At 37.8% G+C, this 22833-nt stretch carries 16 protein-coding genes and 1 pseudogene; 9 read left to right on the top strand and 8 right to left on the bottom strand.

Annotated elements, in window-relative coordinates:
- Window positions 1-1290 precede the first annotated feature (1290 nt).
- From JCM15074_RS05505 to JCM15074_RS05530, 6 genes are all read left to right on the top strand, one after another.
- The gene (locus JCM15074_RS05505; protein WP_051536831.1) at window positions 1291-1929 is read left to right on the top strand and encodes a TnsA endonuclease N-terminal domain-containing protein; all 639 of its coding nucleotides are present in this window, start codon (window positions 1291-1293) and stop codon (window positions 1927-1929) included.
- Complete coding sequence (locus JCM15074_RS05510; protein ID WP_025820317.1) at window positions 1929-2492, top strand: hypothetical protein; 564 nt, start codon at window positions 1929-1931, stop codon at window positions 2490-2492. Before JCM15074_RS05505 ends, JCM15074_RS05510 begins: the two co-directional genes overlap by 1 nt.
- Before the next feature lie 155 nt (window positions 2493-2647).
- Window positions 2648-3565, top strand: coding sequence for a TnsB C-terminal domain-containing protein (locus JCM15074_RS05515; RefSeq protein ID WP_025820318.1), 918 nt, complete (start codon window positions 2648-2650; stop codon window positions 3563-3565).
- Between the two features lie 29 nt (window positions 3566-3594).
- Window positions 3595-3933 carry a hypothetical protein gene (locus JCM15074_RS05520; protein WP_148300735.1) on the top strand — a complete coding sequence of 113 codons (339 nt, stop codon included), beginning with the start codon at window positions 3595-3597 and terminating at the stop codon, window positions 3931-3933.
- Window positions 3921-4862 carry a TniB family NTP-binding protein gene (locus tag JCM15074_RS05525; RefSeq protein WP_025820320.1) on the top strand — a complete coding sequence of 314 codons (942 nt, stop codon included), beginning with the start codon at window positions 3921-3923 and terminating at the stop codon, window positions 4860-4862. The genes JCM15074_RS05520 and JCM15074_RS05525 overlap by 13 nt, the downstream gene beginning before the upstream one ends.
- Window positions 4859-6205, top strand: a complete 1347-nt coding sequence (locus JCM15074_RS05530; protein WP_025820321.1) for a hypothetical protein — start codon at window positions 4859-4861, stop codon at window positions 6203-6205. The genes JCM15074_RS05525 and JCM15074_RS05530 overlap by 4 nt, the downstream gene beginning before the upstream one ends.
- Before the next feature lie 328 nt (window positions 6206-6533).
- Here JCM15074_RS05530 and JCM15074_RS05535 read toward each other — a convergent pair whose 3' ends face one another.
- The 4 genes from JCM15074_RS05535 to JCM15074_RS24535 all read right to left on the bottom strand — a co-directional run bounded on the left by JCM15074_RS05535 (window position 6534) and on the right by JCM15074_RS24535 (window position 16919).
- The gene (locus tag JCM15074_RS05535) at window positions 6534-8084 is read right to left on the bottom strand and encodes a hypothetical protein (protein ID WP_025820322.1); all 1551 of its coding nucleotides are present in this window, start codon (window positions 8082-8084) and stop codon (window positions 6534-6536) included.
- Window positions 8084-13045: an AAA domain-containing protein gene (locus JCM15074_RS05540; protein WP_025820323.1), complete on the bottom strand. Its 4962-nt coding sequence runs from the start codon at window positions 13043-13045 to the stop codon at window positions 8084-8086. The genes JCM15074_RS05535 and JCM15074_RS05540 overlap by 1 nt, the downstream gene beginning before the upstream one ends.
- An 884-nt stretch (window positions 13046-13929) precedes the next feature.
- Entirely contained in the window at window positions 13930-16743 is a 2814-nt protein-coding gene (locus JCM15074_RS21110; protein WP_267880171.1) for a DEAD/DEAH box helicase, read from the bottom strand.
- Window positions 16728-16919: a hypothetical protein gene (locus JCM15074_RS24535; RefSeq protein WP_199899777.1), complete on the bottom strand. Its 192-nt coding sequence runs from the start codon at window positions 16917-16919 to the stop codon at window positions 16728-16730. The genes JCM15074_RS21110 and JCM15074_RS24535 overlap by 16 nt, the downstream gene beginning before the upstream one ends.
- Window positions 16920-17598: 679 nt before the next feature.
- On the opposite strand from JCM15074_RS24535, the gene JCM15074_RS05550 reads away from it, so the two are divergent.
- Window positions 17599-18384 carry a metallophosphoesterase gene (locus JCM15074_RS05550; RefSeq protein WP_025820324.1) on the top strand — a complete coding sequence of 262 codons (786 nt, stop codon included), beginning with the start codon at window positions 17599-17601 and terminating at the stop codon, window positions 18382-18384.
- Between the two features lie 103 nt (window positions 18385-18487).
- On the opposite strand, the gene JCM15074_RS05555 is transcribed toward JCM15074_RS05550, so the two are convergent.
- Both JCM15074_RS05555 and JCM15074_RS05560 read right to left on the bottom strand, forming a co-directional pair.
- Window positions 18488-18928 carry a 5' nucleotidase, NT5C type gene (locus JCM15074_RS05555; RefSeq protein ID WP_051536832.1) on the bottom strand — a complete coding sequence of 147 codons (441 nt, stop codon included), beginning with the start codon at window positions 18926-18928 and terminating at the stop codon, window positions 18488-18490.
- 268 nt (window positions 18929-19196) lie between these two features.
- The gene (locus JCM15074_RS05560) at window positions 19197-19478 is read right to left on the bottom strand and encodes a helix-turn-helix domain-containing protein (protein WP_025820326.1); all 282 of its coding nucleotides are present in this window, start codon (window positions 19476-19478) and stop codon (window positions 19197-19199) included.
- A 435-nt stretch (window positions 19479-19913) separates the two neighbouring features.
- Between JCM15074_RS05560 and JCM15074_RS05565 the strand changes: the two genes are divergently transcribed.
- A complete protein-coding gene (locus JCM15074_RS05565; RefSeq protein ID WP_025820327.1) occupies window positions 19914-21167 on the top strand; it encodes an AAA family ATPase in 1254 nt (417 codons plus the stop codon).
- Between the two features lie 9 nt (window positions 21168-21176).
- Here JCM15074_RS05565 and JCM15074_RS05570 read toward each other — a convergent pair whose 3' ends face one another.
- Window positions 21177-21560: an RHS repeat domain-containing protein gene (locus tag JCM15074_RS05570; RefSeq protein WP_199899778.1), complete on the bottom strand. Its 384-nt coding sequence runs from the start codon at window positions 21558-21560 to the stop codon at window positions 21177-21179.
- A gap of 67 nt (window positions 21561-21627) precedes the next feature.
- Between JCM15074_RS05570 and JCM15074_RS24175 the strand changes: the two are divergent.
- Window positions 21628-21738 (top strand): annotated as a pseudogene (locus JCM15074_RS24175) (IS110 family transposase); the annotation flags it as partial.
- Between the two features lie 207 nt (window positions 21739-21945).
- Here the strand turns inward: JCM15074_RS24175 and JCM15074_RS05580 are convergent.
- Window positions 21946-22575 (bottom strand): hypothetical protein, encoded by a 630-nt coding sequence (locus JCM15074_RS05580; RefSeq protein ID WP_025820330.1) that lies wholly within the window; start codon window positions 22573-22575, stop codon window positions 21946-21948.
- Window positions 22576-22833: the final 258 nt, after the last annotated feature.

A 22833-nucleotide genomic window follows, 5' to 3' on the forward strand; every position in this document is an offset into this window, starting at 1 on the left:
TATTATGTTAAATATGATATTGTTGAATCTATTAGCTTTATCTGGTTTTGGTAAATGCCACCCAAACTGAGAATCTCTGCCATCCCTATTTTTGACCCCATATTGTCTTATAAGTTGAGATTTGTTTAACGTTAACTTGGTGCATACATTGTTCCTTTGCTTGATAGTAGAATTTGCTGCTGCATTGCCTCAGCTTGTAAATGGCGAACCTATTTGTTCTGCTATCAATATCTAGCAAAATGGCGCGGTAACTTTCGGATGAGATTGTTGTGGTTCAACTCTTAATTCAATCTGGATTGAATTGATGATGCCATTAACAGTGATGATGGTTTGCTATTGAATACATCAGGCAGTGATATTTTTAATCCTGGGTTATTTGATTGGATTAGTTCTGTCCCAGGTTGAATTCTTTGTGTATTGCTTTGTGTTATGTGACTGATTGTGCTGAATTGAAACTGCGGCTTGCTTAATCATAGTCGTTCAAACATGGCTTTATTTAGACTGTTTATAAGGTCTAAATTTTAAATTCTGATGTATCACAGGCTTCAACTCGCCGCGGATTTTAATCTGGTTAAGCTATATTTTGGCCTGTTATTTAATAAAATATATCTGATTCAATTGCTTATGTCGTTAGTCTGCTGCTTTGTATGCTAGCAATTAGTCATTTCCTGCGCATTTTCACAATGAAATAGAATTTCTAGAATCAAATAAATAACTTATCAAATTGTAACTAAATGTTTCTTATCATAAGCTTAAGTCTGCGCTGCGTTATATACGAAAAAAAATTTATCGTAACAAATATTAGGAATAACGAATTAAGCTTAGTTATAAAGATTTTTAACCATGGCTAGTTATATGATTTTATTATGTTTTATTAATACTGCATATGTCATGAAAGTTGGCTGAAAACTGGGTAATATTCAGTCCATCATTGGTGCTAGTTATTCTGAATTTAATACCTATTTTGTGTTCTATATTTCTTCGACGGCTATGCAAAATCCCGCAAAAGTTTTATCAAACCCCTCTGTTTTGATTGTTTTTTGAGCTTCCCGGTTGTGCTTATGGAAATCATTCCATAACATAATTAGCAAGTTTTTAAGGATGACGACTTCTTCCAACCGGATAATTTTTCGCGGGAAATGAAAAATTATGCCCTTGTTCGTCATGCTTTTTACTCATTGTAATTTCAATATTTTTGATGGCGCCTTAGTGTGCCTTTAGCCTGTTGTAAAAGGCATAACCTTTAAATATAGCACATATAAACTACACTTTTATTTATGGAGTGAATGAATGTCAGTAAAGTTGGGCCATAGTATGAACAATAAATTAAGCGCAAATAAACATCGAGGACGTCATGTATATCGAATTTATTCGCGCAAGAATAAGGCCTCGCTTAAAACAGAAAGTTACTTAGAATGCCGATTTGCTCGTGTTTTAGAGATTGACCCATGCGTCGTTGCGTTTGCAGCACAGCCAGAGAGCCTGCATATTAAGCTCAATAATAAATCATTACGTTATACACCGGACTTTCTCGTCCGTTACCACGATAGGCCTGCTGAATATATTGAGGTTCATTCAAGTGATTTGTTAACTCCAGAATTTATTGAACGTGTTGAGCTTTTTTCTGCTTACGTGCAAGATCAGGTAGGTTGTTCAATTGTGATTAAAACAGAACAAGATCTGCCGCTGCTCAATGATTCAAACTTAGTCCTTATTGCAGACAATATGAATCACCAACTGAGTTTTGCAAAGGAGCGTTTATTGACCTATGAGCCGACTACATTTGCTGAACTAGTTGAGTATCTTTATACCACCCTTTCATCTCAACCCATTCAAGATGCGTATTACCTCTTAGCATGCGGTTATTATCAATTGCATCAGCCACAAGTGTTAATGAGTGCAGACTCGCCGATTTTTAGAGGTGAATAATGTCGACTCATATTGAAGTAGGACACAAATTCCACCATCAAAGTGGTGATATCAGATCTGTCTTATTTTCTGATGAAGAATCCATATTATTGGCATCTGAGTACGGTAATCGACAAACGCTAGGTACAGCAGATTTCATCAAACAGCTTGAACAAAATGAATATATTCAAATTTGCGAAGATAAACCGCATGTTGTGCTTAAACCCTATCAAAAGAAAGCGCGTGATGAACGTTTAGTATACATGCAGGAATTACAGCGTATCGTAGAAAGTGAAGGACTTAGACCCACGACTAAAGCTGCATACGATAAAATGATTGCTGCCGTTGAACTCAAAAAATCATCTTCAATAAAACACCCTGCGCGTTCAACTATCGCACGTTATTGGAAGGCATGGGCAGCATCATCATTTGATCATGACAGCCTGTGTAGTTTGAGGCGTACGCCCCTACTCGTGTTAATCGAGCATCTGAGGAAGCCTTATCAGATTATGTGGTCAATGCGTTTTATAAAAGTCATTCCTCTGTTATTAGTCGCTATTATAATGATTATGTCGCTGCCGTAAAAACCCAACAACAGACTAATCATCATATACAATTATTGAGCAAACGCACCTTTTATCGACGTTTGAATGAACTGATAAAAATTGATTGTGAATTAAATAAACCAGACATAACCGAAGCTCGACGTAATCAATTATTGTTGACATGTAGAAAGAAAATGGACGTCAAATTGCCATTTTCACGTGTTGAATGTGACCGTGTTAAATTAAGTATGTGCTTAATTGATGATGAAACGCTTAAGCCGACGCTCCCCATCTCTCTTTACTTTGCACTTGATTGCCACTCACGTTATCCATTAGGGGTCGTGTTAGAAATGGGGCATGGTGAAAATAAAGAAAATGTTGTTAATCTACTAAGACAAATCTACATGTCCGACGACAATCTTAATGCGAGAGGCAGACCTAAAATATTGTTTATGGATAATGGTGCGGGCTTTAATAATACAGTGATACCTAAGCTGTGCCAAAGATTAGAAGTCTCCCTTGCCTATACCCCCTCAAATAGTCCAAGTGCCAAACCTTTTATTGAGTCATTTTTCAATTCATTAAGGCATTGTTTTTTTTCTGGGATGAAAGTTGTCACTCAAAATGGAGAGCAAACAATAGGATTTAATAGTTATCGTTCTAAACGAAAAGCTAATGATACCAGTGTTGATCTTACGAAAATAGCAGACATTAAAGTGTCGGATTTTCTTCGCGCACTTAATATTTATTTAACTGAATACGTTAATACTGTGCATAGTGAGCTTAAAGATACGCCACAAAATGTATGGAATAAAGGACGCAGTCAGCAACTTGATACCAGCTATTTTATTAAGTATGAGAAAGTTAAACAACAATTTCATTGTTTTAGGCATAAAAGTTCACAAAAGTTGCAGAGTAACGGTGTCGTGAGAGTTCATAATCAAACTTTTTCAAGCCCACAACTTAAGTTCTTGTATAACCGACTTAACACCTTAGAGAATAATGGTTCATCAGTAGATGTCGTGGTTTATTATGATCCCTTTGATGCCAGTAAGGTGAGTGTGATTCCAGTTGATAATAAGGCTATCAGCCTGAAGAGTTTATTGGCTTAAATATCAATATTGATAATATGCATGACACCGTGAGTTTTGATGAGCTCAATGGCCATCCTCCGAAATCATATGATATTTGGCAACAGGATAAACATCAGGTTACAGGCCATCCAACCATTGAAGTGGCTAAATTTTACAAAAAGAAGAAAGGCACAAAACGCAGCGGTAAACCCGTTAGCTCATTTGAAGATAATCAGCGCAGAAATCTTTCTCTCATGGAAAAAATTCAGCAATCTAACCACCCGAAGGTGGAAAGAAACGACATTGCAAATATCGCTTCAAATAATGCTGCAGACCAATCCTCGTCAGGAAAAGACTCGGACAATAAATTCACGCCACGAGGAGATAAAAAGTTATGGGACATATAACTTATGCTCGTTACCCTGAATGTTTGGTTGAAACCGATTCATTATTAACGGCTTGGCGAAGTCTTTGTCACGTACATTCAATGTATTCGTCTGATTATACTAATAAAGGCCTTTTGATTTATGGCGCATCAGGTGAAGGAAAAAGTTGTTTAGCCAGTCATTACGCCAAGCTTCATCCTAAAAGTGAAATTGATGGCCGTATCCATCATCCTGTTTTGATGTATCGCTTTAAAGAAGCCAAAAAAACAACATCAGATATCTTAAAGTTATTAATTGATGCGTTAGGCGTTACACCGCCGAAAGGAAGAACAGAGCCTGGTGAGTTAGATAAACAATTTAAAACACTGGTCAAAAACCTTAATGTTGAGTTGATTATCTTAGATGAGATACAGCAAGTGTTACCAAACACAGATGGCGTACAAGCACTGAATACATTGAAATACTTTTGTGCATTGCTCGATGAACTCCCCGCCTCCATTGTGTTTATTGGAAGTGACCGCGCCATGCGCCTGCTTAAATTTGGCGAATTAACGCCTAAAAATATTGATGACAATGAGCAGTTAAGCCGGCGGATGTTACGCCCGATAAAGTTAGAGCGGTTTGAGCCTAAAACTCAAAAGTGGCTCGATTGTGTCAATTGGTACATGGACAAATTACAACTGCCATCTCTTACCGTAAATGATGGCTCACTTCTTAACCGTATTTATATCGCCTATATTGAACGCAGTTTTAGTACGCTTGAGTGTCTCTTTTTGCGTACAGATATGTCACATATCACTAATCAGGCAGAGTTAATTAAGCAACTCCATGAAAACTATCAATTATATTGCCAACATCTAAATCCATTTGATGAAACCAATTTAAGCGCCATCGCTGTGAATGAATTGATTGAAGATTATACGAAATCACTAAGATCGGAACAATCATGAAGCTAGCAATAACCCCTATAAGAAAAATGAACGAAGCGGCTATTGGTTATTTATTAAGATTAGCCGTCGCGAATGGGTACCAATATCTCTATCGATTAGTGGATAAGCGGCAAGTCAATAAAGTGCTGCGTTGTCAGCCGACCCATCATCATTTAATTGATAGTTTATTACCCTCTCAAGCGCCGGATTTAAGTCCGACTAGCAATCCATTATTTAAAACCACGCGCCAACTTCAGGCAAAAATTTGCTTAAGCTGTATCAAGCATGAGGGATATATTGCAGAAGAAGTACAAAATCCACACATTACCCATTGCAGCCAACACCAACAGGTACTGATTGATTACTGCACTCAATGTCACCATTCATTAGTTTGGGATATCAGTCTATTACAAGGGCGTTGTACTCATTGTCATGCCGAGCTGACAGCCAATCGTAATCTCAATATCGAGGTCTTGACACAAACCCAAGTAGCAGATTGCTTAGTGGCTGCGCATTTTATTAAAAATCCCCAAACGACGTTAATTAACCCCAATCAATTTGCTGTCGATAGCCATTATCAAATGCAGATAATACAAGGGTTTGAGCTATTGTCTAATACGCAGATGATGCAAGATTGGTCTCAGCAATCAGTACAGCGCTCTGCTTCTGCTATGCCAACGAATATGTCCCAAATCAGCATTAGATTATTGATGAGCTTGCTGCAACATCAATGGCCATCACTAGAAAATATCGGACTTGATGGGTCAACATCTAAGTACAGTGCTTCGGTTGATGTCAAACCATTGAAGGTGCAATTGACACTAGCCCTTGAATTGCTTGGCGCTAATCGTGAACAACTGAATCAGCTAATTGAGTTACAACTTGTGGAAAAACAAGGTAATGCGCGCTTAAGTCGGCACAGCATTATTGACTTAGCACCATTATTGCGTGAGCTCAATACTTATTCATGTATACCCAACATGCAAGCTATTACCCATCACCAACAAATGCTATTACACAATGATACGACCCTAACTGACATTCTTATCGCAGCTAAAAATGGTCGGCTTGGCATTGGTTACTGTGCAAATAAGAACCTTGCAAGTTCAATTTATTGTGAGCCTCAGCAGTTACAAGCATTTGCTCTTAATCACTTCAAAAATAAACATCAACATATCATTAGCATGGATAAGGCGGTACACATTACAGGTTGTAGCCTTAAAACCTTACAGTTACTACGTAAAGCGGGTCGATTACGCCAACCCAAGTGGTTTCGTTCAGGACTGGATAATTATTGTTTACGGGATGATGTGGTGAGCATTCGAAAGTTAGTCGAAACTGGACAACTTGATTTTGATTTTTAGATTTACTAATTCATACAAGCCTTCTCATTAGCTGGACATTAAGCAGTAATTAATTGTTTTTTATATAATTGGATGAAAAGGTGTTAGATAGTTTGTTCCATTATATTGGTAGATATTAGGGCATTTAATGGTGTATCTTAATTTCCTTCCAGAATTACTCTTCGTAATATTTTCAATATTTACTTATAAAGTAGCTTAGGTGTAATAGTTTAAAATATAGTAAAGAAACCAATTTTGGTTGTAATACACATATGTCAGATCTAGTTGAAACTAAAATAAATTAAAGGTCTCAATAATGTACCAGAGACCTTTAATTATTTTTAGTTAATCACGATTTGTTTCGAAGTGAAAGAATAGCTCGTACTGCGTTTTTATTTAAAACTTTTTGTTCTCGACGGATCGCTTCCTCAATATCACTACCGCTTCTTTTATCAAGTTTGATTAATAAACTATCAGGTAATAAAGAACTAAGAGTATCACATTTTGAATCACTCCAATTAATAGAAGCAGTAGCACCATCAATTCTTTTAACTAACAATAATTCAAGTAATTGCAAGCGTTCAGGATCTGTCGTGACATAGCCTATGGGTAAAGTTAAGGCACTATCTAAATGAGGCTGGCCATGGTATTGAACTATTCCTATAACCCCTGGGATTAATAACAGTTCTAATCTATCAAATTTTGCTTCCGTAGTTAAACTGACACCGTTTGAAAATCGCCCAAGATGTTGTTTACGCTTTAGACGACTATCACCGTTATTTTTACTCGAATGTAAAAGAGTTACTCGCCCGCCTTGACCTTCGGAATTGTTATCTAAAATATCACATAAATCTCTATTAAAACGAGCTAAATGACTACTGTTTGCCCCCCAGAGTGGAACTTCACTACTGTACCAAATTGCTTTTGGGATAATAGAGCTTTCTTGCTGCCGTAAAGTGTTTTTTAACTCGCTAATGAAGCGTTTGGCGTTGTCTGGCAGATAAACAGCTCCCAACATGCCAAATGTTAGATTACAGCCATATCCAGTATTTCGCTTCTCTCTGGCTTCTAACCAGCCAGAGTAATCAAACTGATATTCATTTGAGAAATTTACTAATACAGGGTCATTAGTTAAATGACAGAAATCAGTGCAATTTAGGCCTGATTCATTAAGCAATTGCTCACCAAGAAAATCTGCAATGTGTGCTTCCAATTCATTTGCCAATGGTATTCTATTATTGCCTATACGCTCGTACGAGCGTGTAAATTTTTGAGGAGGACTATTGTGAACAGCATTATAGCTAACTTCAACATCCACAGGGATTTGCACCATCTCATTAGAACTACACCCCATTATCTTGTAAAGTTGAGTTCTTTGACGCTCATAATCATTATTCCGACTCAATATTAAGTGATGACGGAATTGAGTACTAAATGCTTCTGTTATTGAAGAAATATCGACATCTAGTTTATCTCTAGGCAATAATTCAGGCAATCCCGAAGTTAGTCTGCGATGTTGCTGTGGTTTACAAACTGACAGAGTCAGTAAATCGAAGGCTACGTCTTCAGTTTGTTCCTTGTACTTTACGAGGCTTGGCTTGCCGTCATTACCAGCTGCATGTTTTCTCAAAAATGAGCTTGCTTCTACATGACCTTCTGGATTGATATTTATTAGACGATTAGCAAGTAAATTATCTAGTAGAACTTCTCGCTCTCTGTCGTTAAGTCCAAAATAACTTTGTAGTTCACTTGGGTATAGTTGGTCAAAAATAAGCAACAGTCGACAAGCGAACTGCTCTATTCCTGGCATTAATTTTTCTTTTGTCCAGGCGCAATTTATTTTGTAGCTGCGTGCTGGTATTAATAAGGTAATCACATTACCCAGACGTGGTTCTGACATTATTCATTTTCTCCTAACAAGCTATTCCCACAAAGTATTTGGTAGTTTGGGTTGGCTGCGGATACCTGGTTACTAATGAAATCATGTACAGTCCCTAAAGCTGAATCATTATTACCCTTTGACCACATTCTTCTTGCCCCTAACACCAGCAGACGTTCTTGAGCACGTGATATAGCAACATTGATACGTGGAGCATCTCTCAGAAAACCTTGAAGTTTTTCTGTGTTGTCTCGAACTAGGCTTAGAATAATGATTTTATTTTCTTGCCCTTGATACGAGTCAACGGTATTAATCTTTATTAATTTACGTATTCTACCAGCCCATTCTGCACGGCTAATTGCGTTTTCAATTTCTTCTTTTTGCTGTCTATACATTGTAATAATGCCGATCGGATACGGTTGTTCTGCTGTGATTGTGTTTTCTAACTGGGTAAAAGTATTGCCGTCTGCTAAGGTCTGTAATACTTCAAGTAAAATTTGAACTTCCCTAGGGTTATAATAACGCCCATTTCCTTTTTGCTCTTCTCCCCCATTTGGACATGCACTCGAACTGTCAATCCAAGTCACGGACTTATCCCAAGGACTAGGGAGTTTCTGGTACCACTCAGGAGAGTTTCCGCGGTCTGTATGCAACTTACCCATATCTTTAGCATAAAAACATTCAGAAACGAGATCACCAATAGGTTCAACCATTCTATATTGAGTGTCTAGAGCAACTCCGCTTGTAGCTTTAAATGCTTTTTCAAAATCAGATTCATAAAAAATGCCTCGACCAACTTCTAATTTCTTGGCAGCAAGTTTGAGATGTTGTTGTTGATAGAATGGTGGTAGCTGTTTATGATCTCCAACAAGTAATATTCTTTTGCCTGACTGTAATGCAACCATCAGTTCTGCAGCTTGCGCTCTACCTGCTTCATCGACAATAACCCAGTCAAAGCTAGACTCAGTTAACTCTAGCCGGGGGCTACCAACACCTACTAAGGTTCCACATACTAACTGTTTACTTTTGAACATAAATCGGTCAAAGCCAGATTCACCTCCTTGAAGTACATCCATCCACTCTTGGCTCATTTCCAGTAACTGTAGAAAACGATTGAGGTTTTCAGGGTTGTTATAGCAACGTTGGGCAGATATTATGTCAGCTAATTGGGAGAGCAGAGTCTCATCATAAGTTAGAGGTTCTGATATTTCACTTTCGAACATTGAATAAACCACTGTCTGAATTCGTTGTTCTATATGCTTAAGTTGTTTTATTTCCTTTGAAACTGTTTCTTGATAAGTTGGGCTATTGCTTTTATTTTTTTCTAACTTTAAAATTTCACGCCGACACTGAGCAAGTGATACTAGTAATGGGTTTAAGCTTCGGTGTAATTGACATAGTTGTTCAATTAAAGAAGGAGCCATGCCTAATCGCTTCCCGAGCGTACTGACTCGCAGGTCATATTCCCTATGAAATTTATGCTGGATCTGACGTTGAAGAGCTTTTGTTTCGACGCATAGCATTCCCTCATCAATCATTTGTTCGTGTCCAATCCTAACCGTGTCTAAATCCATCCCCTGTTGATGGCATAGTTCTCTGGCTTTTATCGCCACGTTATCAACGGCTGTATGTGACTGGCCAACTAAAAGTATGTTATTTACTCCACAATGTTTGTATAGATAGTGAATAAACTTTGAAACAAAGGTTGTTTTACCAGTTCCAGGGGGACCTTGTAAAACGCCAACGGGTCCTTGAGATACAAGTTGTTGGAATGCAGTTATTTGCTGTTCATTAAACTTTTGCTCAGGCTGGTCATATAGTTCTCGTAAAGTGTTGATACTTGGCAATGGTTCCATTGTCTGCATTTGTACTTTTTCATGATAATTAAAATACTGGGCAAGTTGTGGTATTTCAGCCTTATGGTCAATTACTCGCTGTAAAGCTTTTAAACGGAGTTCTCGTGAAGACTTGTCTCGAATTGACTCTAGTTGTAGCTGACTCCCATTTTGGATTCGCTTGCGAGCGGAATCAAAATCGAAACGTATAGCCATAAGGCTTGGTGTCGTTTCAGCTAGGCGGAGTTCTCCTAATTGAATTGAGTCATTTTTTTCTTTCAGGTATACGAGAATTTTATCATCAATTTCGAAATTTAGATCTGTTCCAGATTCAGTTGTGTATGAATAGAGTAAACAACCACTTGTCGACTCTTTAAATTCTGCTGAATCAATAGTTACCTGTTCACGTAACTCACCCTCGGTATCAGCAAGTGCTTGCCATAATTCAATTGGTTGTGAATCACTGACATCAAAATCGTGCTCTTCCATTTCTTGATTTGGATTAGCTCTTTCGATGATAGCGTCGATTACAGGATCAAGTGACATTAATAATTCTATGAAATCATTGCGATCAGTAAGTATCCCCTGTTGAATAGACAATGGTGATTCAATCTTAGTTTGAGAATGTTTCCCGGCTTTAATTGTTTCTTCAATCGATAGACTAGTGTTGTAGTTTATTCTTGATATACACCGTCCCTCAGGGTTGAGGTCTACTAGTAACTGCTCGCCAAGGCCTGTAATAAAACAGCGTAGCTCATTAGGAAAGCGAGGGTTATTAGACCAACTACAATTGAAATGGTATCCGCCATCATTTGGTTCTAGTAATTTTAACTCGGCAGGCCATGTTTCTCCGCGCCAACGTATCAAGATAGAATTCTCTAAAACAATTTGAGGTTTAGAGTCGATTTGGTTTTCGGGTAAGTTGGTTGCTTTCAAAGATTGTAGTAAAGGATCTAACGCAATTGGAATTCCATCAGGTGACTTGCTTGCACGACTAATTTCTGCTGCTACTGCAATAGGCATACTTTCATGAAAAAGCTCATCTATTATTTTATAAATTGCAAAGCAATCACGCCCGAAAGCATCTGTAGCATCTGGATTAGAGGGTTGGTAGGATTTGTTCGAAGTCAATTCATCACTATATTCCAATAATCCAGTTAGTGTTATAGTTATCTTTTCATCATTTTGAACTAGTAGCTTATTAGGGCATAAGTTACCATGCGGCAACTGCTTCTCATGAAAACGGAGCACAGTATGTATTAATATCTCTGCAATATTTAGCCGTTGTGCATGATTTAACTCATTTGAGGATATGTACTCTGACCAAAGTTGACCTTCAATATGCTCACTTACTAGGTAGAGCCCTCCTTGTCCTAATAAACCATAGGCATAGACTGATGGGGTAGGTAAGTCAAGTCGTTGAAGCTTATCTATACGTTGTTTAAATGTATAAATTCTTCTGTTGACACCTGGTTGCTGAGGATTTAGTGTTACCCCTCCCCAGAGTTTGACTTGTAGTACTTGATCATTTTGAGCTGTAAGATAATCGATATACCCAGTTTTAGCTATCGCAGCAAGAGCGGGATAAACGGTAACAAGAGCTTCGGGTAATGGCTGATACTCCATTACAACGCCCACACTATTCATATCACTTCGGAAAAAATTGCTTTTTTCTATTTCTTGGTAGATCTGGTTTGCTTCGTCATGTCCTTGGATTTGCTCTTGTGTTGCTAAATTGAACTCATTCAACATGATATCTGCACGAGGAAATCGTTTACTTGGCTCTAGATTTAAAGCCTGTTCAAACCAAGTAGTAAGAGTTCCTCCAAATAAATCTTCTTGTGGTGTGCGCCACTCAGGTACTTGTTTTTTTACTAATAGGGATTCACCAGAGAAACAGATACGGTATGCTATGACGGCTAACATAAATACATCTTGGCGGTATGGTTCGACAGCCTCTTCAAAGGCGTCCTCAGGGAGGATATAAGGTGCACTTTGTAATGTTGTGCGCAATTCTTCTAAATTGTCACGCCCATCAATATATGCAGAGCCAAACCCTGTGACAATAATACTTTTTTGATCTTCTGCATACCAAAGATTATGAGGATCTACATCGCGGTGACCAACACCTAGACTGTGTAGTTCAGAGAATGGTGCTAATAATGCCCGAACACGGTCGATCCGTTCCAGTTTACTCCAATTTTGAGCTTCGCTGTCTAATACTTCATCTAATCTTTTAAAGCTTCTACGTAACTCGTAAAGTTCACGGGCATCGTCGGTTACATTCTCTTCTGAAATTTCGCTGATAGCACGAAGCATATAATCTTGCATAGGAGAACTACCATTACGCACCTGACGACCTACTCTAGTTTCACGTAATGCTACTTCTGCCCATATTGTTTGTTCAGCGTATGCAACCCCTAAAGAATCGAAATTCCATGTTCGAAGCAAACCTTTATGGAGAGAATTATCTTTGTGACCAGCTCGAAACTCACAATATATATTGTGTGGGTGATTGAAAAACGGTTTATCGTTAGCTATATAATCGTTTTCTTTTAATGGTAAGGCTTTAACTTTAGGTCCATCAAAGAAAGCTTGAATAATTGGTAAAATTTCAATAGAGTTGGGACGTTTATATTCACCCTCAAACAGATATCCAAAGTTAGTTGTTTGAACCAGTTTATCGTAATGTTTAGGTTTTCCAATAGTTAAAAACTCGTCACGAGTATGAACAAAACGGCGTTCGCTTGTAGGTAAGTTTTCTGGGCCAGCCTTACCACAAAGTACGACATGAGCTTCTACATGTAAGAAGTAACCTAGTTTTCGATAAAGCTCTTCTTGTAAAAGATTTTTTAATCTTAATGCATGCTCGCGTTTAATTTGATAAGGGCTCTTACCTCGAGGTTTACCATTTTGAAACCATTTCCCACCATCATAAGTAATAGTACCATTCCATTCTTTTAACTCAACTAATAGTAGACGGTCTGCTGTAATAATAAGTGCGTCAATTTCCATTGAGCCTTGACTATCCGTAACGACTAACCCCGCATATCCAAACCAACTGTCAGGAAGCTGTTTAACCATCATATCAATAGTTTTAGTCTCGCTGCGGTGCAGACCTGCACCACCAACAATCTGATATTTCACACGTAATCCTTTAACCTCAATGGAGGTTTTGTATTAAATTATTAAAATAGACAATATATTCATTTAGATGAATGTCTGCATAAATGAGAATTTTAAATATTAGAAAATCACTGGAAACCGTTTACGAGTTACGTTCGATATACTTAAGCATTTCGGCATGGATTGTAGGCTCGTTATGCTCAATATAGGGGCGTTTTGCAAATGCACTATTTGAATCGTGGAACTACTTAAACCTGTCTCATTTTGAGCTAACGCTACAATCAACCTAAACTTTGACTCAGCAAGAACTAGCCAAACTAGTTTGTCAATACATCCCATTTCTTAAGGTCATGATATTATCGAGATATGTCATCATCACCATTGTGTACTAACCTTTCCTCTAATTTAGCTATAAATGAGGGGCGTGAACTCAACTTATTGAGTAAGACAAGTCCATTTTATGAATTGAGAAATTTTAATGTTAGGCTTTGAGTTTTTAGGGGCTTCATGCACTACAGTTAATAGCTCAAATGTATTCCCTACGACAGTATGTATTTCACTCCATCACTTTCTATAAACTGTTCTATCAACTATATTCTTAGTTCTCGAAAATTATCCCTAATAAATTTTAAGTATCTAGTCGCCCCTGTATGGTTACGATCATGTTAGAATAATCGATTGTTCGGCACATTAAATGCCTTATAAATCAGTCTATAATACTTAATAACTGTATATAAAATTATGACGTAAGTATCATTTTAATGATATTCATAATTAGATTGTGTACTTTAAGAAAGCATTATTCATTTTCTAAGTAAGTTATAAACCTCTATTATACTAACAGTGGTGATTTGCTTATATTGTAGTGGTCAACATCAATTGACCACTACACAGTAGCCATTACATCATTGATTAATAATAACCCTTAGTTTAACTCCACTTATCTCATCAATATAAGCTTCGGTGGCACCTAGAACTAATAATTGATCTTCAGACACTTGAGCTTTTGATATAGCAGGCTGGACAATAGCTACACCCAGCTTAAAAGTTGAATACCTTGCTATCTTTGCAAAGTGAATCAAATCTTCGTACTTGCCTTTATCAATTCTCGAAGCCTTTTCTTGATTGAGCCTTGTACGCTCACGATCCATCAATCGTAAGATTAGCTTCTCTTTATCACCAAACCACTTAACACTTTTTTCCGCTTGTCCCGCTACTTGATATACGTCGTCAACTCTTGCTCCAGGGCGTGCTACCCCATTTTTCTTTGAACAATACTTACAGTGAAAAAGGTCAATAACGAGTTCTTTATCATCGTTGTTTTTTATTGCTACGATATCAGCGACTTCACCTGCACCGTCATCATCAAAAACTAAATCATAACGGTCTTTCAATTTCTGAATTGTATGATATTGAATAGAGTGAGTTAGTTTAGCCGTCGTCTGTGACTCTACAGATATGTCAACTCCTGCCCAATCCCAGTCTTCCGTATTGTTAACATCATATAAATAGGCATAATCTTCGTTTGGGTAATACCTAAATCCACCATCGATAACGGATGTATCGCACATAAATATGGTTGGGGGATATTCATCAAAGAACTCAGATAATTGCCGCACTTGCTCTCCAAGTTTAATATCAAGATTGTCTTGCGAAACGAAGCTGACCTCACCTTTGCCTGTAATTGTTACTTCAATTGGGCTAACTGCATACTGACTCTTTAGAACCAAGTTAAATACTTTAGGGTCTTTATTTTGCACTTCCGCTATCAATAACTCGCAATTAATTAAGGTATCTTCCCAATTAGCAGACTTTACTGTTATTTTGGATTCATTTTTTCTTAGTAGCTCTACAGGCCATTCAACAGACAGAGGCGGAATTTCTGGATATTCTTCTAACTCTTCAGTCTGCATTGCAGTTTTCATGACTTTATTAGTATCAATGGTCTCATCTAGAATTTTTGCTCCGACTCCCTTGCACCAAGTGATCCATTTGTCCAAAGAATCACTATCCATCGCCCAAACCTTACCTTTATGGGAACAACCTATACTTACTAGCTCACCATTTTCGTACCCTTTGCCAAAAATATTAGATTTTGTAGCTCTATTTGCTTCTATATCTGGAATCTGCTCGTTAATCTCGGTACCTGTATGCATTGAATAACGTAGACCTTTTTTATTTTTATTTAGACCTACATTTTGGAGTTTCAGGCGTTTAAGCCCAGCTAAAGATCTAAATACATGCTCCCCTTGCACTTGAGTTGCATTCTCTGCTACTAACTTGACCAATCTTTTCACCAAACCATCTTTAGCTGAAGAGTGGATAAATAGGAGGTTTGTGTTCTGGTCATAAAAGGCTATATATAAGTCCCAAGACTCATTGAATAGTTCTTTTGAGCTTGTCCATCCAACTGGTAAATAGGATTTGACAGAGAAAACTAATGTATTCTTTTCATCGTTAAGAACCGAATCCACTATCTGAAATTGCTTATTCGCAAACCTTTGAAATTGATCTGGCTGCCAAGTAGCTACACGCATCCTATAAACAGTCGTGCTAATGCTAGGTGTCAGACCTAAATCAAGTAGCTTACTTGGAGTCGAAAATTCAGCTCGAAACTCTTGATACTCTTTTTCATCTTTGATTTTGCGAGAGCTGATGTCGCTTATAACGTTGTTCCAGTCGGAATCTTCTTTGTACAACTCCTCCAAGCATTCGTTAACATTGGGATTAGCAATGTTTGCCACGAACTTTGCATCACCAACATCTTGTGTAGTCCGTGTAAAGCGACCTGTGAATTGAAGCATAATGTTTATGCTCTTATGCGGATCGTGAATCGCCGATATCTTTAACTGTGGCAAATCAAAGCCTTCACCTAGCATATCAACACAAACAATAATTTTGTGTTCCCTATTTATTATTGCTTGTAAGACTTCTGCTTTCTTTTTCACCTTACTGTTGATTAAGACTGGCTTTAAATCCTTTTCATTAGCGTATAACTCAAAAATGTCTTCGGCTCTTTTGATGGTACTAGCCCTAGCCATTACAATATGATCTAGCCCTGCCGCCAGATCTGCTCTCAGTAGTTCAATAGCTTTCTCTGCAATTGCCTGATCAGAATGCTCTTCAACAAACTCCCTTACTGGGTGAAACTCAATTGGTTTGAAGTAGCCTTCATCTTGCGCTTTTTTAAGAGGGTAATTAAATATTATTTTTCCCTCAACTCTTGAACCATCACTTCTAAAAGGAGTCGCAGTAAATTGAAATACGGATTTATCCTTGAATTGTGACTTTACTCTTGCCCATGTTGCAGCAGTGATATGATGCGCTTCATCCACTACGAGGTGTGTGCACGCTTCAGTCAACTTTACAAAGTATTCACTTTTGAATTTAGCAAGCGCCGATGCAGATGCGACTATGACGTTTGATTTCAATAACTCGTCTAAATGTTCATGATCATCAACACCATGTCTTACGGTGGCAACAATTGGGTTGAGAGTATTTTCTGTAATTAATCCAAGTTTTCGAAGAAGACCTAATTGGACGAATTTATTCTTCGTTTGTTCTCGCAATGCGTCAGAGGGAACTATAACTAGGGTTCTTTTAAAATGGCCTGCTACCACAATGGATAATATGGTTTCAGTTTTCCCTGTACCCGTCGGCATTACCACTGTCGCAGCTGTTGTATTATCAGAACGTTCGTACCCTAACGCTGAAAAAATCCCCCAATTTGTGGGGGTCTCAAGCCACTGACCTGATTGGCTACATTTTCTTCATTGAACAAAAAATTAGATTGGCACCATGAAGAGTGAATTGATTCTGGAGTGTGCTGGTCTGCATTAATTGGTAACCAGGTTACCGTACTATTTTTAACTTTTACTTCTTTCAACTGTTCCATCAAAACATTTCCCTGAAAAATATCATTAATCGATTGATTTTTAAACTATTAATTTACCACTCAGCGAAAAAATTATCTACAAAAGAGACGGTAGCCTCGTAGATATACTTCTAGCAACATATTGGTTAAAACAAGCCACTATCGTTTTGTGTAGATGGGGGGATCAGAATACACAGCACTCAATTTAGCTTTGCTTATTTTGGGTGGTGGATGTGTCGGCGTGGCCAAGTAATTCTTGGACATGTCTTAGGCCTGCATCATTTTCAAGCATTGTTGTTTTAGAGTAGTCGCACTAAGGCGCTCTTGTCCCTAAGCGACTTTGGTACATAAGTAATCGAGTTTTATTTTACGAAATCCGCTGAATTTGATTTCCATAGGTCAGTATTCGTAATTTGGCTTGAGAAAAGAATGAAATTATACAATTAGATTACTCTCAGTTACGCATTTAGATTACTCTCACTTACGCAATTTTTGTTTATATAATAAACAGTCATTATGAGTGGTAAACCGTTTTATTATCCTTTATTGAATCCATTGTATAGATGTTAGCCCTCCATTTATAATGGTAATTTAGTGAACATGCGCTCCAGTCCCCTTTTGTCTTCCTCAAAATAATGGCATAAATGTACGATATCCATTATAACTGTATATATGAACAGTTATTAAAAGAGCGAACCAATTGAAATTTTATGTGGTATCAGACTTACATATCGATTTACATGGAATAAATCGTAGTTACTGGCAATATTTCGACAAAGATGCGGTGTTGCTTATTGCCGGTGATACAGCTAACGCACTCAATGGTATCGAATATATAAAAAAGGTGCTGTGTCAGTATTTTAATGTGGTAGTCATGATTGCAGGTAATCATGAATGGTACAGTAATAAAGGAAAATTAAACCGAGTTAACCATTCCTATAAGAAACAAGCTGGCGCTGAACTCGACTATCTTCAAGTATTAAAGAACTCACCTATCGAAAGACTTAAAGCTCACAGTGATACTACTGAGAACTTATATTTTCTTGATAATGAGTTGATTACTGTGGATGGTTGTACAATTTATGGTGGGACACTGTGGTTCCCTATCCACACCTATTCAGCTGAATTATTGCAATCATATTCAAGGCTGATGAATGATATGGAATATATCAATCTTCGAATGATTGAAGAACAATATCAGGCGTTTATAAACAACTTTCCTGATAAAGTTGATATTGTTTTATCTCACCACCTTCCCTCTAAAGAAGCCTTTGCTGTTCTTGAAAATGCAGATAATGACTACGCGCCATTTTATCACGCAGGGTTAAGTAATAAGCTAATTTCAAAGGCTAAGTTTTGGGTGTCTGGTCATCAACATGATGCGGTTGAAAAAGTCATAGCCGGCTCAACTACTTTCATATGTAACCCTAAAGGCTCCGTGCCTCTCAAACTAGGAGACATGAAGATAAAAGCATTTTATCTTTAATTGATTAAATAAAAGTGTATATCGTTATGTTGGTCCCCTTACATTTAAGGCTATGTCCTCTCTAGTAGGTTTAACTAAAAATGAGTTTAGAGCCGTGAGGTTTTCAAATCTTTAGCTCGGAGCGTACAGCATCCCAATTAGGGAATTCAGCGCTGCCAAATTGAAATATCTTGCCTTCAAAGCTCTCCTGACCTTTGCCTGAAATATAATCATCTATAAGAATATCGCCCTTTAATAGTCCTTTATTTGAGCAAATGATAAGTTTTTCAACAAAGTCATAACCTAGATATTTCTCAACCCAGACTCGTTTTTCTGTGTAGCAAAGAGGGTTTCTTGGTGAGGGAGCCGTCAATATATAAAAATCATATTTAGGACAATCATTTATTGCGGATACTGCACTAATCGCACCTTTAATTGGTTCTAGATTGGCAAAGAATCCGTATTGTGATTGAGGATATTTTATTTGCGGGTTTTTCAACGTAGCTTCATTAAAGGCCTTTTGAAAATCACAAATTACATCGTCCATATCTACGTAAATAATCATTTTTAGTCCTTGTTTGAACATAACTTTATATCAGTAAGTATGCATGTTTTGATGATTTTGACAGTAATCACTCTTTTCAAAAGATTACCCACGGTATCACACACATAATCGTCACAATGTAAGACATCATAACCATAGTTTTTTAAGTCCTGCTTAGTAATATAAATAGTGTCACTATTTTTGGTGGCCAAATAAATTGCTACTAACAGGATCTAGAACAATAGAACCAACGACCTTTCGATTAAAAACAAGGTCTAACGCATACGCATTAGTTCCACTCACTCCACTCATAAGCTCCATTACTCCATTCCTCAATAAATAGATTTACCCCTAAGGCGCGAGTAATACGCAGTAGCGACGACAAAAGGATTTCTTCAGTACCATTTTCCACTTTAACTAGAGTTGTCTTTGAAATACCGCACATCAACGCTACGTCTTCCTGAGTCAATCCGCTCTGAGTTCGTTTCGCCTTTATTGCTTGTCCTAACAACTGACCAGAGAATTTCTGTTTTAAATCTGGAGTCTTGCTAGCTATTACTCTTTTTGCCATATACACCTCTAGCTTTACAATTTACGTGTACGTGAAGTTTTGATGAAAAATACTCTCATAGTTATAGCTATAAGTTCACTGTAATGAACTTATATTTCACATTGAGTGCGCTAATATCAATAAGTTTAGTTATGTGTACTTTTACGTACTCTAGTGTCATTTCTTATAATTAAGTCCATTGTAGTGAACTTTTATGGTCACATAGACAGATTTTATCGTATAAGTTTAGCTTGCTGTACTTTTATGTATCTTTATTTCGTTTTGTTTAATTAAATTCATTTAGATAGCCTTTTTAAATGGTATAGCAAGACTGACAACATAAACTAGAATTTGGAGACTAAATGCTAGTGACTAAGAGTTAGAAACTAAGTCTTAGTTTCTAACTCTTAGGCATGCTATAATGCCGTCCTACTCCCAAGAATAAGAGGCAATACAATGTTAAGTTACACTGACTTTTTCTCCAGAAAAGTAGCGAAAGGCAAAGCATTCTTTGATCGCCAAGACCAAAGACGTAAATTAACTATTGATCTGTCTTCATCATCATCAGTATGGCTAGCTGGAGAACGTAGAGTCGGCAAAACCTCTGCTGCTATTCATGTATGCAGTGAACTTGAGGCTAACCCAAGCCAATACGGCATAAATCATTTCGCATGGAGCGAATGCGATATAAGCTCCTGTGCAACTATTGAAGCAACAAAGCGTCAAATATTGCACACTATCGCCGATGCGGCAGGAAAAATAACGGGAAAAAGCAAGAAAGCTATTGAGCTGCTTAAATCAGCATTTGCTCGTTTCGACCCCGAACTGTCCGTGGGCGGTTCCGATATTGCAAAGCTAACGTTAAAGCTTAAATCAATATCAGCAGAAGACTCACTGCAGGACGCTATCATTGCGCTAGACGGACTCGCTAAAAAACAAAATAGCAAAGCCGTTATCATCATTGATGAATTCCAGACATTGGCTGAAATAGAACAGGCGACCGGAGAGAGAATTGAGTGGGACATTAGAGCTGGACTGCAGCACTCAGATAATGTGTGCATGGTTTTTGCTGGCTCTAAAAAGCGCATGATGAGCGAAGTGTTTTTAAATAAGAGCCGAGGCTTATACGGCATGTGTCGCAGAATCAATATTTTTGAGCTACCTAAGGATGACTGTATCGCACACCTAACGCTTGCGTCTAAACAATGTGGCTACACCTTTGATGCTAAAGCGCTAGAAATGATTGTGGACATAACATTGGGGCACCCGAGAGACTTCTCACACTTAAGCCTACAGGTTTTTGAGGACTCCACTTTTGATAACGTTAAGCCTAAGCATATTAGCACTGATACTGTGATTAACGCTTGGGGCACATATATCAAAGACGTTGTTATTGACGAGGTTAGTTCTTTATTAAAGGAGAAGTTGAACAACAACAAACGCGCTGAGATTTCTACAATCCAAGCAATTGCTCATACTAGGCCACGCACAAACAAGATTAGAACTGCCAAATTTGCAATGCTGGTAGGGCTTAGTACGACCCCTATTGTTGGGGCAATTAAGAACTTAGAGGAACAGGGACTTATTAGGATCGTAGACGAAAGGTGGTCGCTGTGCGAACCATCATACGAAGAGTCACTTAAGCAAATATCGAAATACCATTTCGATCCAGCACTAATAGAGGCCGTGAAAATACTAAGCGAACAGTAAAAAAATTTTTTAGCCTACATTTTTTGATGGCTGGACTGAAGTATTGCCGTTACTTTTAACCGAATCATTACTAATTTTTGATTTTGTTTGTTTAGGTAAGTCAGCAAAGCCTGAAGCAACTCTGCAATTAGCTGCGGACCTGCCTTTAATTCTAGAATACCCTGTCGGATCAGTCTCTGCCAATGGATTGTTCATGATGTATGAATATGGGGTGACTGATTGAGTCGATGTAGGACTTTGAATAAGTGGGTCAACTGACATAAAGCGGCCCAGGTTGTAGTCATACACTCGCCCGTTCATGTGAATGAGCTGCTGCTCATTAAAATGTTCATGGTCAGTAAAGCCGCGGCGATACTGATTGGTGTCTGATAAATCGATTAACTTGGATAGCACCACATTGCCATTGAACATGTCAGTATGGTGGTCTGCGCCGACATTTGTGGTGCGGCCAAAGGCGTTAAAACGCGGAGATGGCTACTTACGCAAACAACTTATCCATGGCGCAAGGACTGTTGTCGCTCATTCAAATAAAAAGAACGATGACTTAAATCACTGGATTAACCAATTTAAATGTAGTGGTGCATTAAATTTGGCTGCCTAGTTAGAGGTGATATTATCGCCTCACAATCCTAGTTAATTAAATCTAGTTCAACCTGCATAAACCACCATTATTATGGGGGGAAATATTATTCTTTATTGGGTGCTAGGTAGTTAGATTGTTTGTATGGTTAAAGTGGTCGAATAATAGTGATGGACATGATTTTTAATATAACATTGTCTACCCGAAGGTAGACAATTGTTTTTCTATAAATTTTTTAAGTGAATCTCGTTTAAGGTTTCCAGAAAGTTCATTTAGATAATTCACAGACTTATGAGGACCAAGTAAAGTAAGCAATGAAAGCACGGCTTCTTCAGCAATTCCTTCTTGCTCCATTTTGATAATAGCAATAATATCTTTTGCGTCATCACAATTACCAACCCAACCAATAGCTGTAATAGCATTCCCTTGAATTAACTCATTATCCGAAAATAAATACTTTCGAGCATATTCTCGCTGCTCTGTTACATCGCCGGAGCTGCTTTGGCCTAATAAAGCTGCTAAATGCAATTTAACTAATGGGCTTTTTAGTGTTGACGTACCTTCCATTGACCACCATTTAGCAATGGACTGAGTTTTAGCAGCTCTATCACCACCATTCAACCAGTTTTTGTATAGCGAATTAGATACTTTGATAAGCAAATCTTCACATAGAAACTGTGCATCTAAATTGAACACTTTAGGATATTGTGCACAATTGGCCGCATCAGCCTTGACCACATTATCCAAAACATCTTTTTCCCATTGAGAAGCGTTCGCTTTTCCAACAACCCCCACCCAGAATAAAAATAAGGTCAATACAATCTTCATGATAACTCCCTATCGTAATGGTAATTTTCGACTTAAAGGTGTGGGCCATTTCTGTGTTCCTAGCTTTTGACCTGTGCTAGATTTGTAACGAAAGTAAGTCCCTTTTAAAGGAGTTCTAATTGTATTATCAATTACCAGAGGCTTACCATCAAAGCGCATTACTTCACCGCTAGGTGACAAGGCTTTATGATGTGTCCGAAAGGTAGAAATCTTCCCTCTAACTCTAACCCTCCTAAACTGCTCAATTTTCACATCAAA

It is taken from the genome of Shewanella marina JCM 15074, assembly GCF_000614975.1.
Classification (GTDB): Bacteria; Pseudomonadota; Gammaproteobacteria; order Enterobacterales; family Shewanellaceae; genus Shewanella; species Shewanella marina.

Coding starts and splice junctions, on each gene's coding strand:
- JCM15074_RS05505 (WP_051536831.1), top strand. CDS start 1,291: ATGTCAGTAAAGTTGGGCCATAGTATGAACAATAAATTAAGCGCAAAT.
- JCM15074_RS05510 (WP_025820317.1), top strand. CDS start 1,929: ATGTCGACTCATATTGAAGTAGGACACAAATTCCACCATCAAAGTGGT.
- JCM15074_RS05515 (WP_025820318.1), top strand. CDS start 2,648: ATGGACGTCAAATTGCCATTTTCACGTGTTGAATGTGACCGTGTTAAA.
- JCM15074_RS05525 (WP_025820320.1), top strand. CDS start 3,921: ATGGGACATATAACTTATGCTCGTTACCCTGAATGTTTGGTTGAAACC.
- JCM15074_RS05530 (WP_025820321.1), top strand. CDS start 4,859: ATGAAGCTAGCAATAACCCCTATAAGAAAAATGAACGAAGCGGCTATT.
- JCM15074_RS05535 (WP_025820322.1), bottom strand. CDS start 8,084: ATGTCAGAACCACGTCTGGGTAATGTGATTACCTTATTAATACCAGCA.
- JCM15074_RS24535 (WP_199899777.1), bottom strand. CDS start 16,919: ATGGAACAGTTGAAAGAAGTAAAAGTTAAAAATAGTACGGTAACCTGG.
- JCM15074_RS05555 (WP_051536832.1), bottom strand. CDS start 18,928: ATGATTATTTACGTAGATATGGACGATGTAATTTGTGATTTTCAAAAG.
- JCM15074_RS05560 (WP_025820326.1), bottom strand. CDS start 19,478: ATGGCAAAAAGAGTAATAGCTAGCAAGACTCCAGATTTAAAACAGAAA.
- JCM15074_RS05565 (WP_025820327.1), top strand. CDS start 19,914: ATGTTAAGTTACACTGACTTTTTCTCCAGAAAAGTAGCGAAAGGCAAA.
- JCM15074_RS05580 (WP_025820330.1), bottom strand. CDS start 22,575: ATGAAGATTGTATTGACCTTATTTTTATTCTGGGTGGGGGTTGTTGGA.